The following is a 19316-nucleotide window of genomic DNA, read 5'->3' as shown; positions in this document are numbered from 1 at the left end:
TTTTAAAAGATAAATAAAAAATCATGCTCCTTCACGCCTTCCAGTTCTTCTAGCTGCTATATGCCCGACCTTCCTACCTGGCGGTGCATTCCTTGAAACTGTTGAGGGTCTGCTTACGCTCTGGTGTAATCCTCCGCCATGAGGGTGTGAAACAACGTTCATAGCTACTCCCCTAACATGAGGCCATTTTTTAGCTTTAACTTTATTCTTCCAGTAATTATTTCCCGCTTTTAGTAACGGTTTCTCAGTAACACCGCCACCAGCTATAATCCCTACAGTAGCCCTCGCAGAAGCAGTAACTTGAACTATCTTTTCTGAGGTAAGCTTCACTAATACCTTATCTCCGCTTCTTCCAATTATCGTAGCATACGCACCAGCCGATCTAGCAAATTTACCCCCATCTCCTCTGGTTTTTTCCACATTACAAACTACAGTTCCTTCAGGTAGATTACCTACTTCAACTATATTACCGTTACTCACTGGAGCGTTACTTCCTATCTGGATCACTTGTCCTACAGTAAGCCCTTGAACAGCTGGCGTATAAAAAGTCTCTCCTGAATCTAACTTTATTTTAGCAACCGGCGCGTTTACGCCAGGATTATGTAATATATCTATAACCTTACCTTTATGATCCCCTACTATATTAGGATACCTAGCGGCTCCTACTCTTCTCCAGCTCGGGCTCCTAAAGTTTATTCCTCCACGTCCAGCTCTCTGTTGAAGTAATTTCTTACCCATCTAAATCACCTTATAAAATACCCAACTTATGAGCTATTTCACTTGCATTAAATTCTTTCTTAAGTTTAACGTAAGCCTTTTTCTCTCCTAAAGGCGTAATTAAAGTATTGACCTTTTCTACTTTTACATTAAAAAGATTTTCTAACTCTTTCTTAATCTCGGCTTTTGTAGCATTTCTATCTACCAGTACGGTAAGCGTGTTCTGAGCCTCAAGTAGCTTTATCGCCTTTTCTGTGGCTAGGAACTCCTTAATTATCATGCTATCACTCTCCCTTGTAATCTTTTAGACAAGATATCGATAGCTGATTTCGTATATATTGTTAACCTACCTGGATGCCCGCCAGGGGCTAAATGAATGACACTTACGAGATTTGCAGATACGACATCTACTCCTTCGATATTCGAACCAGCTTGAATTAAAGGTGAATGAGCATTTGAAACTATTATAAGCGGACCTTTAGATCTTTTATATCTTCTTCCCCTCATCTTTCCTTTTCCAGATCTAATTCTAATCCTTTCTTTAACTCTTTCTATGTCTTCAGCAATACCTAACTTAGGAAATATTTCCTTATATAAAGACTTAGTTCTATCTACTTTTTCTAACTCGTCAGTAACAATTATTGGTAAATATGAGGCAGTGAACTTATGGCCCCTCATTGCTACAAAATCAGGAATAGTAGTAGCAGACAACGCGCTTATTATTGCCAATTTTTTCTCCTTTTCATTTACTTCTTCAACTATTCTTTTTTCTGGTGTAGGCGGAAAAGCTAATCTTCCACCAACAGTATTTGGTGCTAATGCAGCTTCTCCACTCTGCTTTACTCTGGGTACTCTAGCTAGTCCAAGATTTATTCCAAAGCTTAACGCAGAGGTTCTTCTACCTGCCATTGGATCTCTTCCTTTAGGCTGTAAAGATCTAGTGAACTCTGAGATGAAAACTCTCCTTATTAGATCTTTTCTTACAGGGTAACTGAAAAATTTTGGTAGCTCTATTTCTTCTATCTTATTACCTTGTAAATCGAGTACAGGTACCTTTTTTGATTCTAGTTCTATGTACATTTTTTCACCCTTGTTGACTTGCAAGATTTACATAAGTGATTTTAGGCGCGGATTGAGGGGACCACGTAGGCCTTATAGGATATCTAAGGAATAGAGGCCTTTTCTTACTTCCTAATGTAGACCCTTCAATAACTAAATATGTATTTTTAACTATCCCGTAATTTACGAATCCACCAGCAGGATTTATCTCTTTAGGATCATCTCCTATTTTAAGTACCCTTTTATTATACTCTGTCCTTCTGTGGAAGCCCATCTGACCTGGCTGAGGCGTATAACTCGGAGTGGAAATTGAAGGACCTCTGGCACCAATTTTTCTACTACCTTTCCTATGCTTATGCCATCTAGGTAGCTCGACTACACTATACCTCTTTATCACTCCTTGGAAACCTTTACCTTTAGTTACACCTATGATATCAATTAATTGTCCTTCTCTAAACACGTTTTTAACTTGGACTTCTTTACCAAGAACGGATAAGGCATAATCGAGTTGTTGCTTTATATTATTACCACCTCCTATCTGAATCTCCGCAACGTCTGGCTTCTTCTTTCCTAATGAAGGTATCAGATAGGGTTGAGTTACAGCTAGCACTCTTAATGCCACTATCTTTTGTATATTATTTGATATATTATCTAGTTTAGATTTCATTTTTTCCTTATCAATATTTAGCTTATTTATCTTTCTCTCGCTTAATATCTTCCTTACTTTTTCGTCTAACTCTCCCCAATATTCCGTTAAAACTGAAGGTTCGCCTTTAGAGTCAATATAGTACGCTCTCAGAGCGACTGGAATTATTGGAGGAGTTTCAATAATAGTGACCGGAACATAAATCTCTTTACCATAATTGGGGGATGTTTGCTTATCATCAATCATAAATATATGCGTCATTCCTACCTTGTAACCGATAAAGCCCAAAAGCTTCGGCTCATTAGACTGTATATACGGCCAGCTCTTAGGAGTCGGGAGGAATTCACTAGACCTCTTTCTGGGGCGCAAAGCTGCTGAACCACGTCTTGGCGAGGATAACTTACGATGACCCATTAAATTTCCCTCAGTCCCTCTTTCTTAAACCAATTAGCTTATAAGTGTAACTATCTATTTTGTGCCTAATAATTACTAAATATCATAACGATTTTAAGAAGTTTTTCATGCTATCAGCATCAGAGGAATCTATACCTTTGATCTAGCTGTTAATCTTATTGAAGTGATTTTTTATGTAATGTGTTATTTGTAGATAATATTATTGATAAAAGGCTTTTAATCGATGTCAGTGTATTTACTAAACAGCATCTTAGTTTCTTAAGGTAATTGAATTCCAAGCCTTTATGAATCCAGTATAAAGTTAAGTAAGGTTAAAGAGGCATATAGCGCTTCCTCAGCTCTTACGTCCTTTACCCCTTGCTTAGTGATGAAGTTTACGATAAGCCAATTAAACTCTATAAAATCCTTCAGTATACCATGCTTCGGGGGGCCGATCACTAAATAAATTCCCTTCTCCTCGTACGTCTTTTTAATCTTATCCTCTACTGTCCGCAAATTTACGCCAGACCTACTACCTAGAATTACATTATCAATTTTACTAAACTTTTCCAAGAACTTACTATAAGAAAGAACCTTATAGGCAAAACCCGAATAATAGGGGTAAAACGGGTAAGAACACACATCCTTGTTAAGACTGTCCGTAACTATAGCATACTTAGATTTAGGTACTTTATTAACAGCTAAACCTATATTTCCCTTTCTATTAATTCTAATCTCCCCTTCGACGAATTCAGGCGTTATTATATGTGAGGGAATATTAAGAGGCTGTAAGAGGCCTGCCTTAGATAGAGAATCCTTCTTGGGAATATATTTTTTCAAGTAAGGTGGTGTTAGTGCATATTCTGTAATGTCTCTAACAATATTCCACTTCTTTTTCTCCTCTTTAAACTCATATACCCAGATTACTTCACTCACTCTAAACTCAGCTAAAGCTCGTAATACATTAGATAGCTTAATTGTAATCTCTGCTAGAGTGCTCTCTACATCAAATATTGAGAGAAATAAGACAACTGAAAGTTTCTTTCTTCTAGGAAAAGGAAAAATCAAGCCTTACTTACTCCTATGGTGTATGTCTCGTCCTCTATCTCCCAGTCTTGGATTAAATTGCCCTTAACTTCTCCTATGACCACTTGTTTAGCTCTAGTCTCTTCTTTTATATAATTTAACCATTTCTGGATAGTAGACACTCTTTCTTCAGGAGCCTTTATACTTAAGTCGATATAATCGTTTACGTTAAGCGATAGTTCTTTTCTCATAAACTGGATCCTCCTTACGATATCTCTTATAATACCTTCTTCCTCTTCCTCTTTGCTGATTTCTTTGTTAATTACTATAACACCTTTACTAAACCTTGCTGACACATATCCAGGCTGAGTCTCCTCTACAATATTGACATGATTTACCTTGAGCTGTATAGGTTGGCCTTCAATTACGGCTTCGTGAACTCCCTTATTTATTATGTCGTTTGCTACGGCTTCACTATTTTCTTCAATATAGGAGACGACTTTAGAAGAGAGTCTCTTAAAGTCAGGGCCAATAGACCCTCTATTTGGTGATGCCTTTATTTTACTAAACCTCTTATATCCTTCTATGCCCTCTACCTTTACTTCCTTAGAGTTCAGCATAGATCTGAGTACATCAGTAATAGTACCAATTATTCTGCGATCTTGTTCAGATATTAAGAATACGAATGCTTCTTTAATGGGCCATCTTAGTTTAATTTCAGCTTTTGCCCTAGCGTTCAGTCCAGCTTCAGCTATTTCCTTTGCTAAGTCGAAAGCTTCTTCAATTTCCTTATTTATGAATTCCTCTTTAATTTCTGGAATTCTCTCCATACTTACAGAGTCTAAATTATCTACTACAAAGTCCTGATAAATCCTCTCAGCTATAAATGGCGTTATAGTAGACAGTAAAATTAACGAACCCTTAAGGGCTTGATATAACACGTAATACATGGCTATTTTATCAGGGTCATTTGCTTCATTCCATGCCCTCTTTCTCGTTAACCTTAAATAAAATCTACTTATATCTTCTGTTATAAACGAGGTTACCTTATTAGCTAATTCATGGACTTTATAGTCCTTCATAGATTCAGATACGTCTTTGAGCATCCTATAATATCTTGATAATAGCCACTTATCTTCTGGTTTCAGATACGGTTTTATAGACTCAAAAGAATACATTGTAGGATCAAAGTTATCAAGATTCATGTAAGTAGAAGCGAACACATAAACATTCCATATAATATTAAGATCTCTCTTAGTTAGTTCTAGGGATTTCCAAGAGAATTTAGCATCTTCCCACGTGGTGTTTCTGAGCAACCACAGCCTAAGGACATCTCTTCCGTGCTTTGTGACCACCTGAGAGGGTTCAACATAATTACCGAGGCTCTTATGCATTTCTCTACCTTGTTCATCTAGCATGAAACCGTGCACAAGGACTGACTTATATGGTGCTTTGTTTAACAATATAACTCCTGCTCTTAAAAGGCTGAAGAACCAGCCTCTCAATTGGTCATGTCCTTCTAGCACTAAATCTACTGGGCCTATTTCTTTCCATTTAGTCTCCCAGTCTTCTCCTAGACTTGCAAAGAATGCTACACCACTATCAAACCATACATCTGCAACATCAGGTACTCTTACGGCTTCTCCACCGCACTTATTGCATTTAACTTTTACATCGTCTATCCACGGCCTGTGAAGATCTTCTGGGACTTCACTAATAGCAACTTTCTTTAGTTCCTCTTTACTCCCTACAACTATCACATTGTTACATTTCTGACACACCCATATAGGTAATGGGGTACCCCAAAATCTTTGTCTACTTATAACCCAATCCCTTATCTCTCTGACCATATTCCCTATACGTGTTTTTCCCCACTCAGGTACCCAATTCACATTGTCTATTTCAGATAATAACTCCTGCTTTAGTTTTGACACACCTATAAACCATTGCTCTATTGCTCTTAATATAAGCGGGCTTTTACACCTCCAACAAACCGGGTATCTGTGAACTATCTTACCAGCGTGTAATAAGGCGTTCTTAGACTTTAAGTCGTTTATTATTTCTTCAGCTACACTCCTTACTGCCTTACCCTTATATTTCCCAGCGTCTTCAGTGTATATACCTTGGTCATTAACGAACATGAGGACAGGCATTCCATATTTTTTACCGATCTCAAAATCAATATCCCCATGCCCTGGTGCTGAATGAACTAAGCCGGTACCGTCGGTCAGTGTTACGTTCTCCCCTGCATCAACTACTTTATGATAACCATCAGCTTTAGCTTGTGCTGGAACAAGATCCCTCAGAGGGTGATCGTACTCTACACCTAATAGTTCCTCTCCTTTAAAAGTTCTAATAATCTTATAATCGGATATCTCGGCATCTTTCATAACATCTTTTACTCTATCCTTAGCTATGATCAATATCTCATTATTAACTTGTACTTCAGCATATTCGTAATCTTTGTTTATCATTACGAAAACATTAGCAGGAATGGTCCATGGTGTCGTAGTCCAGATTACTAAATACTTATTGGAAGAACCTTTTATCTTAAACTTTACGTATATAGATGGGTCTTCTAGGTCTTTATACTCTGAGACTTCATAGTCTGCCAGCGTAGTTTCGCATCTAGGACACCAATGAAGTACATGAACCCCCTTATATAATAAGCCCATTTCATACGCTTTCTTAACTACTGCCCATGAATTTGAGATATAAGTATTGTCCAACGTATAGTAAGGTTTGTCCCAGTCCATGAATACTCCCATATTCTTAAAGTTCTGTGTCAATGCGGAAGCGTTAGTAAGAGCTAGTTCCCTACACTTATTTACGAAATTAGCTACACCGATCTTTTCTATGATGTCAGATTTCTTTTGTACCCCAAGTTGTTTTTCAGTGGCGACTTCGATAGGTAACCCGTGTGTATCGTAGCCAGGCTGATCATAAGTACGATATCCCGCCAGCCTCTCATACCTCAATATACAGTCCTTAATTACCTTGTTCCATACGGTACCTATGTGGGGTATTGGGCTAGATGGGTATGGGGGTCCATCAATAAATAGAAATTTTCTAGGTAACTTATTATTTTCCTCTTTAAGTTTTTTATATATATTATTGGTGTTCCAATAGTTTAATATCTCTTCCTCGCTCTTTAAGGGGTCAAACTTTGAAGTTAAGGGTCTTATTTGACGCTGAGATAATTTACATCACCTTCACATGAATTATAAATAAACGTTATTTAAACATTAACTTAGATACTGAGAAATTACACTTACAATATCATCAGTAGTTGAATTTCCACCTACATCAGGAGTTAAGCTCTTCTTCTCTTGGTACACTTTGTATATAGCATTACGTAACGCATTAGCAGCCCTAATATATTTCTCTTCCTTAGAAAGGTCATACATTCTATCCAACATCATAGCTACGGACAGTAAAAACGCAGTAGGATTAGCTATATTCTTTCCAGCTATATCAAACGCTGCACCATGCACAGGCTCAAATAATGCTTTGTTATCTCCTATGTTTGCAGATGGAGAAATCCCTAGACTACCTGCTATCTGACCAGCCTCATCACTTAGTATATCACCATATACATTTTCAGTAACTATTACATCAAACATGCTGGGGTTTCTTACTAGATTAGCTGCAGCCGCATCCACATACATCTCTGAATAGTCAACTTTGCCTTTCAACACGCTTCTACATGCTTCGGCAAAAAGTCCGTCCGTAATTCTCATTACGTTCGACTTGTGTACACAAGTAACTTTCTTCTTACGCTTTAATGATTCATTTAAAGCGACTTGCGCTATTCTTACAGAAGCCTTCCATGTTATAACTTTCATCCCTATAGCTACACCCTCAGATGCTACATACTCAAAACCCTTGTATAAATCTTCTGTATTTTCTCTGACTACAAGTATATCTACATTTGCGTACTTACTTTCGACATTAGGTAGAGACTTTGCGGGTCTTAAATTAGCGTACATATCATACATTAACCGTAATTTAACTACAACATCTACTGCCGACTCTCCTACTGGACCTTTTAGTATCATATCCGCCTTATCTATAACTTTAAGGCTTTCCTTAGGTAAAGCGTCTCCGTATCTGGCTAAAGCTCTATCTCCTGCTTCTACTTCTATATAGTTTATTGGTAGAGAATATAACTCATTTAGTTTAGCTAAAATTGTTTTAGATTTAGAGACTATTTCTGGTCCTATACCATCTCCTTGGATTAAAGCTACTGTAAAGCTCATCATAATATGCATTATAAACTGATTTTTAACCCTTTAGCATTAATTCGCTCAATCAGATCCCTTACTATGTCGAGCTTATCGGGGGATAATCTGGCTATAGTTTTTATCTCATATTCTATTATAGATGAGTACTTCGCTAATTCTTCCTCGGAGAAAATGTCTAACCTTGTTATATGCACTAGTAAGTCAATTAAAAGAGCATCACCCCTACTGAATGCTCGATAGTCTGTACCATTATTAAGTAATTTAATAAAATTATATTTAAAAATAGAAAAATTATCTTTATTTTCGATTTCAATACACTCTGAAAGTATACTCAGCGAATTCTCTAGGTAAGGTATGTTATCATATTCTCGTTTTACTATCTCGACCTTATTTATAACATGGCTGTTAAACAGTAGTATATAAAATGTTTTAGGATCTAAAGAAATATTTACTATACATGATTTTTTTACTTTTAGATTTGCATAAGTTAAAGTATTCTTAAATATTTTAGAGAAAAAATCATCACCATGTCTTATTAATCCAATGGGGGCTAAATTTTCCGATATTCCAGCTGTTCCTAATATAATTTCAAAAACACCCTCATGAGGAAATACCTTATTTATATACTCACTCATTAGACTCATAAAATGGGAATATATGAGAAAGTAAAAGAGCTTTCAAGATTCGGTGAAATCATTGCGGGAGGGAAAAAAGAGAAGAAAATATTAAATGTAATTAAGTCGCAATTTGAGGATAAATTCGATGACATAAAGTTGTACTACCATGACGTCCTAAATTGGTCTAGTAGAGAAGCAGAAATACAGTGCGAAAGTAAAAAGGTTCCCGATGAATATTTTGCTGTATTACCCTATTCTCCTTCTGTCGATATAGAGACAAGTAACTATCGTATAATCTCATTAAATAGTCTTTCAGAATTGAGTATTAAGTACGCGAGAATAGCCAAGCTTTACGATCATGACACCGTACTTTTATTCACCCTTAATGATGACACAATAAGGAAGATCGTGCTTAAGAACAGACCTTTATTGCATAACAGCCCACAAACTCCACCATATATTCCGGCATTTTTTATCAATAAAAATACGCTAAATTATCTTAAAGGAAAATGTAGATTTTATATGAAGAATACGTTCATGGATTCTGTAGGATTCTCTATAGAAGGAATATCAAACGGCAAAAAAGATGAAAAAGTTTACGTAACTGCACATCACGATCATTGGTTCTATGGAGAACACGACGATTTAGTAGGAGTAGCTCTATTATCTGAGTTAAACCATGTTAGAGACTCAAATTATGAGATACATGCGATATCTTTTACAGCAGAAGAAAGCGGCTGTTATTTTGAGAGTTTCTCATGGGCATGTGGCTCTAAACAGTATGTGAAAAATAACAGAGAGAAACTAGAAAACACCAAATTGGTAATATCACTTGATAACATCTCCTCTAATAACCTATATTTATTCTATACACCCCTTACGACACCGCTTAAATATGAAGATGTTAAAGAAATCCCCTATCCTTCACCATATTCTGATAGTTATAGATTTCTAGAGATCAACGCTCCTACTATTTCCTTTCATTCACTCGATTATAAGTATTATCACTCTAATTTTGACGTGTTAAACAGAGAAGAAAGTGTATTGATTGAACAGAAAATACTATCGATTATACGAGATATATTAGAAAAATATCCAAGATTTTCTAATACAAAGATCGAGTTTATCAAAAAGGAACTACATAATTTACCAGTAGAGTTAAAGTCCATTTTAACCAATACCAGTATCACTAATAGATTTGCTGAGAAATTCATAGGACTGTATAAATCTATACTTTACCCTAATGGTAAAATAATTACATCGCTTTTTCACACTTTAAAAGGCATTAAAGAAAGTTATTACACAGAATATATGGCAATTGAAGACTTTAAAGAGTTAGAAAACATAGACTATTCTAGTAATAACTATACTTATTATATTCACAAACTGTATAAAGAGGAGATAGAAAGATACATCAAGCTTATTTCAGAAAATTATTAGAAAATCTCTTCTAATTCTTTAAGGCTTCTGACAACATAATCTGCATAGAGCTCAGCATGCTTAACTCTTCCATTCCTATCTACCAATATAGACCTTAGACCTGCCTTCCTTGAAGCTAAACAATCCTTAACTGGGTCATCGCCTACCATCACACATGAACTAGTGCTAAAACCAATTTTCTCACATGCGACTATAAAGGGCTCTACATTAGGTTTAGGCTTTATGTTGTTCTCTCCCCCTATAATTACTATATCTATATAAGAGATCAGCGGAAATTTAGCTAATCTGGATTTTTTATCTCCCCACTCGCCATCACTATTCGTGATTATACCTAATTTGAAACCTTTTCTCTTTAGATATTCAATTAGATCTAAGGCGTCTTCATATGGCGTGTTGTTAGAGGCGATACTCCAATAAATTTGCGTCCACTCGTACAGGTCTTCCATCTCAGCTTTAATACCTAGCTTGTCAAGAGAGCTCTGCCACCAGATCTTCCTATCGTAAATACCTTCTTCATCTAAAGCTTTAGAAGTCTCAAACACTATCCTTTTTATCTCGTCTTTTTGAATCTTCTTGGAGGGATAGTTTTCAGTTAAATAATTGTATATATCTTCAACGACCTTTTGTAAGGCTTCATTCGACTTCTCTTCAAAAGAAACTAAAGTGTTATCAAAATCAAAAAATATTGCCTTAGTACTTTTAAATATGTTAATCTCTTCCATATAAAATCACGATAAGAAATCTTCGACTTTAGGTAACTGCTTAGGCTTACCTTTTCTCTCTCTAATTTTCATAATAATGTCCGTTAGTAAACTATCTGGAACCGGAGCCCATCTGCTAAACTCTGTTCCCCAGAACGCTCTACCTGCGCTAGCTGCTCTTAATTCACTAGCTAATTCAAAGGATTCCGATACGGGTATTTCAGCAGTTATTCTTGCAACGTTTCCAGTTTGCGACATATCTAACACTTTACCTCTTTTCCTAGTAATAACGCCGGATACACTACCTACATACTCCATAGGTACCCTGATATCTAGCTTTTGTAATGGTTCTAGTAATGTTGGTTTAGCGGTGAGGAAGCCGGCAAATATTGCGTTCCTAACTGCTGGATATAATTGTGCAGGCCCTCTGTGTGCAGGGTCTTCATGAATTACAGCATCATGAAGAACTACTTTAACTCCCCTGACTGGTTCAAACGCTAATGGACCTTCTTTCATGGCTAACCTATAGCCTTGGATAATCGTATCCATAACTTCTCTTAAGTGCTGTACACCGCTGGTAGCATCTATAAAGACGTTTATGTTCTCATCTATTGCCACGATTTTCTTGGCTTCGTCGTAGTCCCATCCTGCACTATCTCTTAATATCTTGGCCATTTCCTTGTTTTCCATATCCTCTTTTATTGTACCGTTTGCTATTAGCTCAATAGTCTCATTGTTAAGTGGCTCTACACTAATATACAATTTATTATGTTTATTGGGCGACTTTCCTTCAAATATCTGGCTCTTTGCCCTAATGCTTTCCCTGTAGACTATTATAGGCGGTGTTGTAACTACATCAACGCCATAATTCTCTTTAAGTAATTGTAATGAGACCTCTAGGTGTAAGAATCCCATTCCCGAAAGTAAATACTCGCCAGTTTCTTCATTGATTTTTACTACCAAATTAGGGTCTTCTATACTCAGCTTCCTTAACGCGTCAATCATCTTTGTCAAATCTTTTGGATTCTTAGGCTCAACTGAGATTGTTACTACAGGCTCAGATACGTAATGTAAACTTTCGAATGAGCCTACGTTAGAGTCTTTGAACTTAATATCAACAGCCGTCTCTCCAGACCTTGCTGAATCTAAACCTAAAGCAGCAGCAATATTACCAGCTGGAATCTCCTCTGCTAACTCCCTTGTAGCTCCCATGTAGAGGCTTACTTGTAGTACTCTCTGCTGTTTCTTAGCGTTTACTAACCAAATCTCCTCTCCAGCTCTTAGAGTCCCTGAGAATACTCTACCAGTTGCGACCAAACCTGCATGAGGATCTACCTTCATGTCATTAATCATAAGTACTATAGGCCCATTAGGATCAGCATTAAGCATTGCTTTAGCTAACTCATTATCAAGATCTCCCTTCCATATCTTCGGGATCCTGTACTTTTGCGCGTCTCTTGGGTTAGGTACTAGCTTAATTACGGCATCTAACAAGGCTTCGTGTATTGGAGCCTTAGCACTTAGTTCTTCTATCTTAGATTTATCACCGCTAGAATAAGCAGTAACGACATCACTAAACTTTACTCCCTTTTTAGCAGCCATTGGCACAGTGAAGCCCCATTTATCTTTAGCTGAGCCAAAAACTACATTACCTAACTCTGGCCTTATTCTCCATTGTTCCTTAAATTCAGGTTCAGCGTACATCTCTATTAAATTATTTACCTCCATAATAAGATCTGTAAGTTTTTTCTGTACTTCTTGTGGGCTTAACTTTAATTCTTTTACGAGCCTATCAACTTTATTAATAAATAAAATAGGTCTTACTCTTTCTTCAAGACTCTGTCTCAATACTGTCTCTGTTTGAGTCATTACACCTTCAACTGAATCTACTACTACTATTGAACCATCTAAAATTCTGAGGCTTCTAGTTACCCTACCACTAAAATCCACGTGGCCTGGTGTGTCAATTAAATTAATCACGTAACCTTTGCCTTCAGCTTCATGATAGAGGCTAACGTTAGCTGCCTTCACTGTAATTCCTCTCTGTTGCTCAACGGACAGATAATCTAAAGCTAAAGCCTCTCCGGCGACTTTTTGCGATATTATACCAGATGCTGCTAGTAATGTATCACTAGTTGTGGTTTTACCGTGATCCACGTGAGCAATTATACCAATATTTCTAACTCTTGTTATATCTTTCATTAAAGACAGTACTTGTTCTACTGTCTTATAACGTGGCAAGGCTTAGATCACCGTATTTAGTTAGTAAGTAATGAGTTTGAATATTAAAGTGTATTGGGAGTCATAACTATGATAGTCAATACTTTTCTTACATTAGAAAGCTTATGGATTATTTCATTAATTAAATTTTTATTATAAGAAGTTACTTAATGTTATTATGAACAGTATAAATGAAAATGTATATGATGTAATTATAATAGGTGCAGGAGTTGCTGGACTGAGTGCAGCATTATATACTGCAAGACAAAAAATGAAAACACTAGTAGTATCAAAAGACCTCGGAGGTCAACTAACCTTAACTGAATTGATAGAAAATTATCCTGCTGTAGATTCGTCATCTGGAATAGGCCTTGCTCAGAAAATTGAAAAGCAAGCTAGACGATTTGGGGCTAATTTTATATATGGAGAAGAGATAAATAAAATAGAAAAAGAAGGGGATTTATTTATTATTAAAGGCATAAAAGGCGAATATAAAGCCAAGTCTTTGATTCTTGCTTTTGGTAAGACACCTAGAGAGCTACACGTTAAAGGTGAACAAGAGTTAAAGGGAAAAGGTGTGTCTTATTGTGCGATATGTGACGCTGCGTTTTTTAAAGATAAGCCTGCAGCTGTAGTCGGAGAAGGTGAACCTGGACTAGAGGCTATTGAATTACTTTCTAGATATGCTAAGCCAGCATACTATATCTCTAGATCAAACACATTAGTAGGCTCTGATGAAGAAATAGTTAAGAGTATAGTAAATAACAATAACATAAAATTGTATTTAGGATATACTGTGAGAGAAATTCAAGGAGATCAGAAAGTTTCAAAAATAATAATAAGCAGTATAAAAGATAATAAAACTGAAATTTTAGATGTAGATGGAGTAATAATTGAAATGGGATACGAGCTTAAAACTGATATTGTGAAGGGCTTAGTTAAACTAAATGAGAAAGGGGAAATAATAGTCGATGAACTGGGTAGAACAAGCAGTGAAGGAATATTCGCAGCTGGAGATGTTACTTCAACACCTTACAAACAAGCTGTAGTAGCAGCAGCTGAAGGAGTCAAAGCTGCACTATCAGCCTATAACTATCTGAGAGATAAGTCTGGATTACCGCCGGTTAATGTAGACTGGAAAGCCGAAAAGAAGAAATTTGCAGTACAATTCAGACTCTAGTCCTATAAAAAATCCAATATTCCCCTTGTTTTTTTATCCTGCTTAGAATTATTTTCTTCTACGCTTTTATATTTTGTGTGGAGTACCTTATAAATTTCTTCAGCCCTTTTTCTACTTCCTATCACTTTCTCTAATTCAGATACCGAAGCTTTACACACTTCTTCTATTGATCCAAACTTTTCTAATAACTTAGGAGCTAATTTAGATCCGACGTAAGGTAAAGACTCTATTACATATAATTGCATATCTCTCAGGTTTTCAAATTTTGGTTTATCATGTAAATTAATAACACCTTTCTGGTTATCTTGAGGACTAGAGAACGCTTTATCTGCTATTTTATACAGAATATAAGCGCTATCTCTTTTAGTCATTGAGTATATAACCTTTATATCTAAATCAAACACTGCTGAAATTATCGCAGCACTAATTGCATTCCATCTGTCGGTTATATTTTTTATATAGTCCAGTTTTCCTTCTATGAGTAAAACAGGTTTTTCATAAACCTCTTTTAGCCTAGATAGTTGATCAAAAAACCTTTTATCGAACACAGAAGAGACTAAATCAGTAACTGATTTCCGCTCTATTCCGATTTTTTCTGATATAACATAATCGGCTACACTTAAATTTTCTAGTACAACAACTGCACCTAATTCTCTAAGCAAGTCAGGGATTCCGCTTTCTTTTTCCCGATAATCAGCGTATATACGTAACACATTATAAAAAATCACTAAGATAACTACTTAAGCCTTTGGCACTCCGCCACCTTGTGGATAGTATTTAGCCATCAGCTCATTAACCTTCTTTTGTCTCTCTTCAAGTTGAGCCCTAAGTTTAGCTTCCTGATTTTGATATGTCCTTGACCTTAACTCTAAAATAGTCTTTTGCTCATCTAATTCTTTCTGGACATCGTCTTTATTTACTTTAACCAGTAAATTCCCGACCATTTTATAAACAGTGGCATCTGAAGGTAGCTGTGTTAACTCTTGTAACACTTTATTTACTTCTCTCAATTGATTATCTATAACACTTTTTTCTGTTAAAACCCTATTAAGCTGGTCTTGTAATTGCTGAAGCTTTACAATTTCAGCTTTTAACTCCGGGGGAATTCTTTCGGTCATTATTTTTCACCTTATTTAATGTCTCTATTATTGTGTATATCCAAGATATATAAGAGTTCATTATAGCTCTTCCCCTACTCAAAGAGTTGGCAACAATTAGTAAACTAGCATTATTTCTATCAATTTTAACTATTTTTTGATCTAACTGCTCAATAAGTATAGAATTAAATATAACCTTTTTTAGCTCGCCATCTACTTCATCAATTTTTATCTCAATTTGAACTTTCATCGTATATAAAACGAATTATCGGACCTAAAATGTTATTTTTATAATCAAGGAATTTTATCTCATATAATTTCTTAAAACGATCCCCTAATATCACGATTTTACCAGAAACATATGCATCACATTTAGACAGAGAATAATAACCCAGATCAATAAACATATGCCTGATTTCGTCATCATCAAGTGAGCCAATACACCCCCTCTTGATCCTCTCAGTTTTAACCTTATCATTACGTATTTCGTTTACTAAAGTTATACCAAAAATCCTTAACTTATATTTTATAGATGAAGTATAAAGATCATATACTACGAATGATGACGGGTTACCTTTTTTAATTCCGATTATAATAAGATATGAAGCCTGAAAAAGTCTAGCTTTGTAGATAATTGATTCTAAGTTTTGTCTACCTCTATTTATACGCTTTGAGAAAGGTATAACGTACTCAAGCTCATTTAAAAAAGATCTTACTCTTAAAGGTGCATCTCTTGAAGATGTTAGAATAACTCTAGTACGGGGTATAGGCAAGCCCCGCCCACTTTGCACCACATTTTTCACAATACCAAATACCAGAAGCTACTCTGACTACTTTGCCAGAAGTCTTACATACAGGGCACTGATAATCTTTATACCTCTTCTCCATTATTTCCTTCCATTTCTTCCTTAGGGAAGAACCGTATCTAGCGCCGAACCTGCCAGCTATTCCAGTAACCTTTCCCATATTTTCTCACATTTTAAAAGTTAAGATACTTTTTAAGTTCTTCGAATAAATACTGAGCGGCAGACCTACTAATGTTTTCCATCATATCTACGTCTTGCAATGTTAGGTTTCCACTAAAGTTTTTCTGCATTCCAACTATTCTGTTATCCCTAGTATATGATATAGAAAGTTTTACATCAGCTATACTTTCTTCATCTATATTAGGATCCACTATAATGTGGTTACCTATCTTAGCTGTAGTGACAGTAACTACCGGATAATTTATGGGTATAATATCTGTCTTCTCTTCTCTTACAACATGAATATTATCGCCATCCCCTTCTATTTTAGGTAATTTCGTATTGTATAGTGCGGCAACTGCAGCTAAAGTACAAGCATCAAGTATATTTCCATCGTAATTAAGAACGTATACATCAACCCATGCTGTCCATACTCTTTTGCCCGGAACTATCACTAATTTAGATAAATCTACAGCTTTTGAATCCCTTAGACTTCTATCTACTACTCTGGCCAATTCAATTGCGTTCTCGTCAGGAGGTCCAGGCTCAAAAGTCTCATAGGCTAACGGTAAAAGTTCTACGTTAACTACTAAGTTTCCTTGATTAGGCGTATCAGGAAAAGGCTCTTCCTCTTCTAACTTTACACCCGCTAGTACGGTAGTATCTCCCAGTTTAACTAGTGCCGAGCCTTCTGCTTTTTTAGCATATCCTAAAGTAATTGATAGTCGCCTATACTCATTTAGTTTCCTACCGTCAGTCCTAACTCCCCTTTCTAATGACGCTAATATACTCTCTTTTTTAACAATAGGTACAATGTTTTGATTAGACGGTGTAACAGACATGTTACTCCTCCTTGTATTCAGCGTATTTTTTCCTTAATGCCTCTTTTTGAAGATTATAAATTTCTGTTATACCCTTTTGTACTAATTCTAAGCCTTTCCTAAATTCGTCAGGCGTCATGTTACCATTCAGCTGGAGTAAAGCCACTTGACCTAAGGAAGGAAGCATAGCAACAGGCATATCAGCTTCGCCCCACATATCTTCTGGTTCATTAAGATCAAGAACTATTACTCCATCTGCTTTACCTACAGCTACTCCCGCTATCAGGTCTCTCATAGGAATACCCGCGTCTGCCAATGCCATTGACGCTGCCATCAAAGAAACTAGCCTGGTACCCGCGTCTGCTTGTAATACTTCCATAAAGACATCTATCACCGTTCTAGGAAATAATTCTGTTAAGACTGCTGATTCTAAAGCCTCTCTTATAACTTTTGATAACTCAATTTCACGTCTGCTCGGAGCTGGGTTTTTCCTTTCATCTGTAGAAAACGGCGTCATATGATATCTGACCCTCAAAGAAGCTCTGTCTGGTAATGCTAAATGCCTTGGATGCATCTCCTTTGGTCCATATACAGCAGCTAGTACTTTAGTATTACCCATTTCAAAGATAGCTGAACCGTCTGCGTTTTTTAGTACGCCTAATTCTATTTTAATAGGTCTCATTTCGTCTGGTCTTCTTCCGTCAGTCCTTAAACCGTTCTCAAGTATTAGCCTTGGCTTCTGCACTTGCATCATTTCTACTCCCACCTAATTTCTCTCTCAAATAAGCTCTTATTCTTTCTGTTAAGCCTTTTATATGAGATTCTGATTGGATTATATTAATAGCACTAACTAATGCTTCCTCGCTTAAGCTATTTGCACATTTTATCAAAATCCTTCCATTTTGAGCAACTTGAACATCACAACCGGTTTCTGATGTTAAAACTTCTAACATACTCTTATTCTTACCGATAACTCTTGGAACCTTAGCTGGTGATATTTCTACCACTACTCCAGATGAGACTCGACCAAGTCCTTTACCTTTAACAGTAAGAACCGGGTTAATAGTCCTATCAAAGGCCTCTACTTTAGCTATTACGTAATCTCCTATATTCAAGAAACGCCTTAGGTCTTCACCTGGGGTTATAGCCCTTCCAAGCAACGATGAAGCAGGTAGATAAGCTGAATAAAATGATTTGATATCAGCAACCCATCCATAAATTTCTATGTCTTCTATCAGTCCTAACACCGTATCTCCTATTCTAGGATAGTAATGCTGTCCTTCTAATGGGATAACTTCAAATACATTTCCTTCCTTAACACTTAAAAGGCCTGTTATCGCTGAATAATACTTATTCCCTATCTTGTAAAAATAAGGAGACCATGATACTTGTAAGTCACCCTCTGCGATTAAATCTCCTGGTGTCACAATAGATCTATCTTGGTAGAAAATTTTTGGAGCCGCATTTTCGACCACTTTACTTCACCTGCATAATCTTAACTTCGACTTCTCCTTTAGTTAGGGAATTAAGCTTATCTATCACTTCCTGTTGTGCTCCAGCTGGAATTTCTATCTCAGCAATTAACGTCCCGTCTCCTAACCAATTAGATTTCTTTACCTCTCCTAAGTTATGTAACTGCGATTTAACCTTAGAACTGTACTTCGGATCCACCTTTATTTCAATCAACGCCTTAGCAATTTTTATAGGGATAACTTTAGCAATCTCTCTTACCACCTGAAGAGCTTGTCCTTCTACGTCTTTATTAGGATCGATCTGCACCTTAGCTTGTTCCATTGCCATTTCTATTCTAGTTCTGGGGATTGGTAAATTAGTTTTTGGGTCTATAGCATTTCTGGCAATATAGTCTATTACTTGCTTCCTTTTATTTTCCAAAATTTCCTTTCTTTGTTCTGCTGTAAGAGGGATCTCACCCTTTAATATAATTTGTCTTGCTATTTCTTCGAAATCTGTAGTCCCAAAGACTTTCTTCAGAGAAGAAGGCGATGCTTTTAAACCTTTTTTTACATCCTTATATATTGTATCAGAGACAACTATATCAGACAAACTTACGCTTTTTCCGTTCCTTAAATCCATAGCTTCTTTAGGTCTTACTAAAATTTCAAATCGCTCTCCTCCGTGCTCGTACTTAGCAATAACCATTTCTTCTTTCTTTGTCATATATTTTTAAAC

21 protein-coding genes are annotated in these 19316 nt (G+C 36.3%); 2 read left to right on the top strand and 19 right to left on the bottom strand.

Going from position 1 to position 19316, the window contains the following annotated elements; all coding sequences use genetic code 11:
- Nucleotides 1–21: 21 nt before the first annotated feature.
- The 8 genes from KN1_RS09535 to KN1_RS09500 form a co-directional block, all read right to left on the bottom strand.
- Entirely contained in the window at nt 22–738 is a 717-nt protein-coding gene (locus KN1_RS09535) for a 50S ribosomal protein L2 (protein ID WP_221287324.1), read from the bottom strand.
- Nucleotides 739–748: 10 nt separating this feature from the next.
- The gene (locus tag KN1_RS09530; protein WP_221287323.1) at nt 749–997 is read right to left on the bottom strand and encodes a 50S ribosomal protein L23; all 249 of its coding nucleotides are present in this window, start codon (nt 995–997) and stop codon (nt 749–751) included.
- Entirely contained in the window at nt 994–1797 is an 804-nt protein-coding gene (gene rpl4p, locus KN1_RS09525) for a 50S ribosomal protein L4 (protein ID WP_221287322.1), read from the bottom strand. Before rpl4p ends, KN1_RS09530 begins: the two co-directional genes overlap by 4 nt.
- Nucleotides 1798–1801: 4 nt before the next feature.
- Nucleotides 1802–2836 carry a 50S ribosomal protein L3 gene (locus tag KN1_RS09520; protein ID WP_221287321.1) on the bottom strand — a complete coding sequence of 345 codons (1035 nt, stop codon included), beginning with the start codon at nt 2834–2836 and terminating at the stop codon, nt 1802–1804.
- 282 nt (nt 2837–3118) lie between these two features.
- Nucleotides 3119–3883, bottom strand: a complete 765-nt coding sequence (locus KN1_RS09515; RefSeq protein WP_225905642.1) for a putative RNA uridine N3 methyltransferase — start codon at nt 3881–3883, stop codon at nt 3119–3121.
- Complete coding sequence (gene ileS, locus KN1_RS09510; protein ID WP_221290659.1) at nt 3880–7026, bottom strand: isoleucine--tRNA ligase; 3147 nt, start codon at nt 7024–7026, stop codon at nt 3880–3882. Before ileS ends, KN1_RS09515 begins: the two co-directional genes overlap by 4 nt.
- 60 nt (nt 7027–7086) lie before the next feature.
- Complete coding sequence (gene leuB / locus KN1_RS09505) at nt 7087–8100, bottom strand: 3-isopropylmalate dehydrogenase (protein WP_221290657.1); 1014 nt, start codon at nt 8098–8100, stop codon at nt 7087–7089.
- Between the two features lie 11 nt (nt 8101–8111).
- Nucleotides 8112–8729 (bottom strand): DUF447 domain-containing protein, encoded by a 618-nt coding sequence (locus tag KN1_RS09500; RefSeq protein WP_221287320.1) that lies wholly within the window; start codon nt 8727–8729, stop codon nt 8112–8114.
- Nucleotides 8730–8732: 3 nt separating this feature from the next.
- On the opposite strand from KN1_RS09500, the gene KN1_RS09495 reads away from it, so the two are divergent.
- Nucleotides 8733–10142, top strand: coding sequence for a M28 family peptidase (locus tag KN1_RS09495; protein WP_221287319.1), 1410 nt, complete (start codon nt 8733–8735; stop codon nt 10140–10142).
- Here the strand turns inward: KN1_RS09495 and KN1_RS09490 are convergent.
- Both KN1_RS09490 and KN1_RS09485 read right to left on the bottom strand, forming a co-directional pair.
- Nucleotides 10139–10864, bottom strand: a complete 726-nt coding sequence (locus KN1_RS09490) for an HAD family hydrolase (protein ID WP_221287318.1) — start codon at nt 10862–10864, stop codon at nt 10139–10141. The two genes, KN1_RS09495 and KN1_RS09490, sit on opposite strands and share 4 nt — an antisense overlap.
- 6 nt (nt 10865–10870) lie before the next feature.
- A complete protein-coding gene (locus tag KN1_RS09485) occupies nt 10871–13084 on the bottom strand; it encodes an elongation factor EF-2 (RefSeq protein ID WP_221287317.1) in 2214 nt (737 codons plus the stop codon).
- Nucleotides 13085–13241: 157 nt separating this feature from the next.
- On the opposite strand from KN1_RS09485, the gene KN1_RS09480 reads away from it, so the two are divergent.
- Complete coding sequence (locus tag KN1_RS09480) at nt 13242–14243, top strand: NAD(P)/FAD-dependent oxidoreductase (protein ID WP_221287316.1); 1002 nt, start codon at nt 13242–13244, stop codon at nt 14241–14243.
- A 2-nt stretch (nt 14244–14245) separates the two neighbouring features.
- On the opposite strand, the gene xpf is transcribed toward KN1_RS09480, so the two are convergent.
- Genes xpf through KN1_RS09435 form a run of 9 tightly spaced genes read right to left on the bottom strand, consistent with a single transcriptional unit; the run spans nt 14246 to nt 19304 of the window.
- Entirely contained in the window at nt 14246–14956 is a 711-nt protein-coding gene (gene xpf / locus KN1_RS09475) for a 3'-flap repair endonuclease Xpf (protein ID WP_221287315.1), read from the bottom strand.
- A 27-nt stretch (nt 14957–14983) separates the two neighbouring features.
- Nucleotides 14984–15361 (bottom strand): prefoldin subunit beta, encoded by a 378-nt coding sequence (locus KN1_RS09470; protein WP_221287314.1) that lies wholly within the window; start codon nt 15359–15361, stop codon nt 14984–14986.
- Entirely contained in the window at nt 15327–15590 is a 264-nt protein-coding gene (locus tag KN1_RS09465) for a hypothetical protein (RefSeq protein ID WP_221287313.1), read from the bottom strand. Before KN1_RS09465 ends, KN1_RS09470 begins: the two co-directional genes overlap by 35 nt.
- Nucleotides 15574–16113, bottom strand: coding sequence for a Brix domain-containing protein (locus KN1_RS09460; RefSeq protein WP_225905641.1), 540 nt, complete (start codon nt 16111–16113; stop codon nt 15574–15576). Before KN1_RS09460 ends, KN1_RS09465 begins: the two co-directional genes overlap by 17 nt.
- A complete protein-coding gene (locus tag KN1_RS09455; protein ID WP_221287312.1) occupies nt 16094–16306 on the bottom strand; it encodes a 50S ribosomal protein L37ae in 213 nt (70 codons plus the stop codon). The genes KN1_RS09460 and KN1_RS09455 overlap by 20 nt, the downstream gene beginning before the upstream one ends.
- Nucleotides 16307–16319: 13 nt before the next feature.
- On the bottom strand, nt 16320–17147 hold the full coding sequence (gene rrp42 / locus KN1_RS09450; protein WP_221287311.1) for an exosome complex protein Rrp42: 828 nt from the start codon (nt 17145–17147) through the stop codon (nt 16320–16322).
- A gap of 1 nt (nt 17148) precedes the next feature.
- On the bottom strand, nt 17149–17880 hold the full coding sequence (gene rrp41 / locus KN1_RS09445) for an exosome complex exonuclease Rrp41 (protein ID WP_221287310.1): 732 nt from the start codon (nt 17878–17880) through the stop codon (nt 17149–17151).
- On the bottom strand, nt 17846–18601 hold the full coding sequence (gene rrp4, locus KN1_RS09440; protein WP_221287309.1) for an exosome complex RNA-binding protein Rrp4: 756 nt from the start codon (nt 18599–18601) through the stop codon (nt 17846–17848). The genes rrp41 and rrp4 overlap by 35 nt, the downstream gene beginning before the upstream one ends.
- 1 nt (nt 18602) lies before the next feature.
- Nucleotides 18603–19304 carry a ribosome assembly factor SBDS gene (locus tag KN1_RS09435; RefSeq protein ID WP_221287308.1) on the bottom strand — a complete coding sequence of 234 codons (702 nt, stop codon included), beginning with the start codon at nt 19302–19304 and terminating at the stop codon, nt 18603–18605.
- Nucleotides 19305–19316 lie beyond the last annotated feature (12 nt).

The sequence above is a fragment of the Stygiolobus caldivivus genome (assembly GCF_019704315.1).
GTDB lineage: Archaea > Thermoproteota > Thermoprotei_A > Sulfolobales > Sulfolobaceae > Stygiolobus > Stygiolobus caldivivus.
Note: the sequence above shows the minus strand (reverse complement) of the source record. Positions and strands in the feature narration are given on the sequence as shown.